Below are 4,159 nucleotides of genomic sequence, written 5' to 3'. Positions count from 1 at the left end.
GCGCCGGTCCGCACGGCGGAGCTTGGGAAGCGCAGTGCGGACCGGCGACCTGCTTGTGCGGGCGGGGTGGGAGCCCGCCGCGGCACTGCCGCGCCCCGGCACCGGATCGGAGCTCCCGCCACATCGGGAGTATCCGGTGCCCCCGTGGAGCGCGGGGCTTTCCCTGAACGACCCCCAACCTAGCCCCGTTCCGGCCGCCCGGATTGGCATCCGGTCCACACCCGCTTGGCACTGCGTCCACGGGGGGCCGAGGCTGGAGGGGCGATCCGGCGGCGGCGCGGCGCCGAAGTACCGGAGGGGGCCGGAGCGGAAGGACGGGAGGACACGGCGTGCGATGTCTGGTGACCGGTGCCACCGGGTACCTCGGCGGGCGACTGGTGCCCGAACTGCTGGCCGACGGGGCGAAGGTGCGCTGCCTGGTGCGCGACCCGGCCCGGCTGCGCGACCACCCCTGGCGGGCCGCCGTGGAGACCGCCACCGGCGACGTCACCCGCCCGGCCACCCTGGACGGGGCCTTCGACGGCGTCGAGGTCGCCTACTACCTGGTGCACTCGCTCGGCAGCGGCCCCGACTTCGAACGCGTCGACCGGGACGCCGCCCGCGCCTTCGGCCTGGCCGCCGCCCGGGCCGGCGTCCGGCGGATCGTCTACCTCGGCGGCCTCGTCCCGCCCGACCTGCCCGAGGGGCGGCTCTCCCCGCACCTGCGCTCCAGGGTCGCCACCGGCCGGGCCCTGCGCGAGGGCGGCGTGCCCGTCACCGAACTGCGCGCCGCCGTGGTGATCGGCTCCGGCTCGGCCTCCTTCGAGATGCTCCGCCACCTCACCGAGCGCCTGCCGGTGATGGTCACCCCGCGCTGGGTGGACACCCGGATCCAGCCGATCGCCGTCCGCGACGTGCTGCGCCTGCTGCTCGGCGCCGCCCACCTGCCCGACGACCCCGCCACCGACCGGGTCTTCGACGTCGGCGGCCCCGAGGTGCTCACCTACCGCGCGATGATGCAGCGCTACGCCCGCATCGCGGGCCTGCGCCGCCGGCTGATCGTCTCGGTGCCGGTGCTCACCCCCAACCTGTCCTCGCACTGGGTCGGCCTGGTCACCCCCGTCCCCGGCGGACTGGCCCGGCCGCTGGTGGAGTCGCTGCGGCACGAGGTGGTCCGCTCCGAACGGGACATCGAGCGCTGGATCCCCGACCCGCCCGGCGGCCCGATCGGCTTCGACCGCTCGGTCGAACTCGCGCTGCGCCGGATCCGCGACGACGAGGTGGCCACCCGCTGGTCCTCCGCCCTGCTGCCCGGCGCCCCCAGCGACCCGCTGCCCACCGACCCCGACTGGGCCGGCGGCAGCCTCTACCAGGACGTCCGCGAGCGGTACGTCGCCGCGCCCCCCGAGGCGCTGTGGCGGGTGGTGGAGGGCATCGGCGGCGAGCACGGCTGGTACTCCTTCCCGCTCGCCTGGGCCGTGCGCGGCGCGCTCGACCGGCTGGCCGGCGGCGTCGGGCTGCGCCGCGGCCGGCGCTCGCCCGGACGGCTGCGGGTCGGCGACTCGCTCGACTTCTGGCGGGTCGAGGAGATCGACCCCGGCCGGCTGCTGCGGCTGCGCGCCGAGATGCGGCTGCCCGGCCTGGCCTGGCTGGAACTGACCGTCACCCCCGAGGGCACCGGCTCCCGCTACCGCCAGCGCGCCCTGTTCCACCCGCACGGCCTGGCCGGACAGGCGTACTGGTGGTCGGTCGCCCCGTTCCACGCCGTGGTCTTCGGCGGCATGGCCCGCAACATCGCCGCCCGCGCCGAGGCCGATTGAGCCGCCGGCCGGGGGGTTGGTTGCGGAGATCCCCCCGGGACGAGATATCTTGACGTCAAGACGTTGCAGACGTGGAAGCTGGAGCTACGGTGACTGACTCGACCATCATCTACACCCACACGGACGAGGCCCCCGCCCTCGCCACGTACTCGTTCCTGCCGGTCGTCCAGGCGTACGCCGCCACCGCCGGTGTGAGCGTGGAGACCCGCGACATCTCGCTGGCCGGTCGGATCATCGCCGTCTTCCCGGAGTACCTCCAGGAGGACCAGCGCATCGCGGACGCCCTCGCCGAGCTGGGCGAGCTGGCCAAGACCCCCGGCGCCAACATCATCAAGCTGCCGAACATCTCGGCCTCCATCCCGCAGCTCAAGGCGGCCATCGCCGAGCTCCAGGCCCAGGGCTACGCGCTGCCCGGCTACCCGGACGAGCCGCAGACCGACGAGGAGCGCGACGTCCGCGCCCGCTACGACAAGGTCAAGGGCTCCGCCGTCAACCCGGTCCTGCGCGAGGGCAACTCCGACCGCCGCGCCCCGCTGTCGGTCAAGAACTACGCCAAGACCCACCCGCACCGGATGGGCGCCTGGTCGGCCGACTCCAAGACCAACGTCGCCACCATGGGCGCGAACGACTTCCGCTCCACCGAGAAGTCCACCGTCATCGCCGCCGACGGCGCGCTGCGCATCGAGCTGGTCGCCGAGGACGGCACCGTCACCGTGCTGCGCGAGAAGGTCCCGGTGCTGGCCGGCGAGGTCGTCGACGCCTCGGTGATGCGCGCCGCCGCCCTGAACGAGTTCCTGGCCGCGCAGGTCGCCCGCGCCAAGGCCGAGGGCGTGCTGTTCTCGGTGCACCTCAAGGCCACCATGATGAAGGTCTCCGACCCGATCCTGTTCGGCCACGTGGTGCGCGCCTTCTTCCCGAAGACCTTCGCCGCGTTCGGCGCCGACCTGGCCGCCGCCGGCCTCAACCCGAACAACGGCCTCGGCGGCATCCTGGCCGGCCTGGACAAGCTCCCCAACGGCGCCGAGATCAAGGCGTCCTTCGACGCCGAGCTCGCCGACGGCCCGGCCCTGGCCATGGTCGACTCGGACAAGGGCATCACCAACCTGCACGTCCCCAGCGACGTCATCGTCGACGCCTCGATGCCGGCCATGATCCGCACCTCCGGCCACATGTGGGGCCCGGACGGCCAGGAGGCCGACACCCTCGCCGTCCTGCCGGACAGCTCCTACGCGGGCGTCTACCAGGCCACCATCGACGACTGCCGCGCCAACGGCGCCCTCGACCCGGCCACCATCGGCTCCGTCCCGAACGTCGGCCTGATGGCCCAGGCCGCCGAGGAGTACGGCAGCCACGACAAGACCTTCGAGATCGCCGCCGCCGGCACCGTCCGCCTGGTCGACGCCAACGGCGAGACCGTCCTGGAGCAGGCCGTCGCCCCCGGCGACGTGTTCCGCGCCTGCCAGACCAAGGACCTGCCGATCCAGGACTGGGTCAAGCTGGCCGTCACCCGCGCCCGCGCCACCGGCGACCCGGCCGTGTTCTGGCTGGACGCCGAGCGCGCCCACGACGCCGTGCTGATCGAGAAGGTCAACAAGTACCTCCCCGAGCACGACACCGAGGGCCTGGACATCCAGATCCTCTCCCCGGTGGAGGCCACCAAGCTCTCCCTGGAGCGCATCCGCCGCGGCGAGAACACCATCTCCGTCACCGGCAACGTGCTGCGCGACTACCTGACCGACCTGTTCCCGATCCTGGAGCTGGGCACCAGCGCCAAGATGCTGTCGGTCGTCCCGCTGATGGCGGGCGGCGGCCTGTTCGAGACCGGCGCCGGCGGCTCCGCCCCCAAGCACGTCCAGCAGCTGGTCAAGGAGAACTACCTGCGCTGGGACTCGCTCGGCGAGTTCTTCGCGCTGGCCGCCTCCTTCGAGCACCTGGCCACCACCACCGGCAACGCCGGCGCCCAGGTCCTCGCCGACACCCTGGACCGCGCCACCGGCACCTTCCTCAACGAGGACAAGTCGCCCTCGCGCCGCCTCGGCGGCATCGACAACCGCGGCAGCCACTTCTACCTGGCCCTGTACTGGGCCCAGGAGCTGGCCGCCCAGACCGAGGACGCCGCCCTCGCCGCCGCGTTCGCCCCGCTCGCCGCGACCCTGGCCGAGCAGGAGCAGGCCATCGTCGACGAGCTGATCGCCGTCCAGGGCCAGCCCGCCGAGCTCGGCGGCTACTACCAGCCCGACCCGGCCAAGGCCGCCGCCGTGATGCGCCCGTCGAAGACCCTCAACGACGCGATCGCCACCCTGGCCTGACCCGCCCGCACGGCCTGACGCCGCCGCGGCCCGCCCCGGAAGGGGACGGAC

At 73.7% G+C, this 4,159-nt stretch carries 2 protein-coding genes; both read left to right on the top strand.

All coding sequences use genetic code 11. The features are described from left to right. Positions 1–329: 329 nt before the first annotated feature. Positions 330–1,799: an SDR family oxidoreductase gene (locus ACFUEL_RS36265; protein ID WP_380241935.1), complete on the top strand. Its 1,470-nt coding sequence runs from the start codon at positions 330–332 to the stop codon at positions 1,797–1,799. 89 nt (positions 1,800–1,888) lie between these two features. Next, positions 1,889–4,108 (top strand): NADP-dependent isocitrate dehydrogenase, encoded by a 2,220-nt coding sequence (locus ACFUEL_RS36260; protein WP_380241933.1) that lies wholly within the window; start codon positions 1,889–1,891, stop codon positions 4,106–4,108. Positions 4,109–4,159: the final 51 nt, after the last annotated feature.

This window comes from Kitasatospora sp. NPDC057198 (assembly GCF_042670125.1).
GTDB lineage: Bacteria > Actinomycetota > Actinomycetes > Streptomycetales > Streptomycetaceae > Kitasatospora.
Note: the sequence above shows the minus strand (reverse complement) of the source record. Positions and strands in the feature narration are given on the sequence as shown.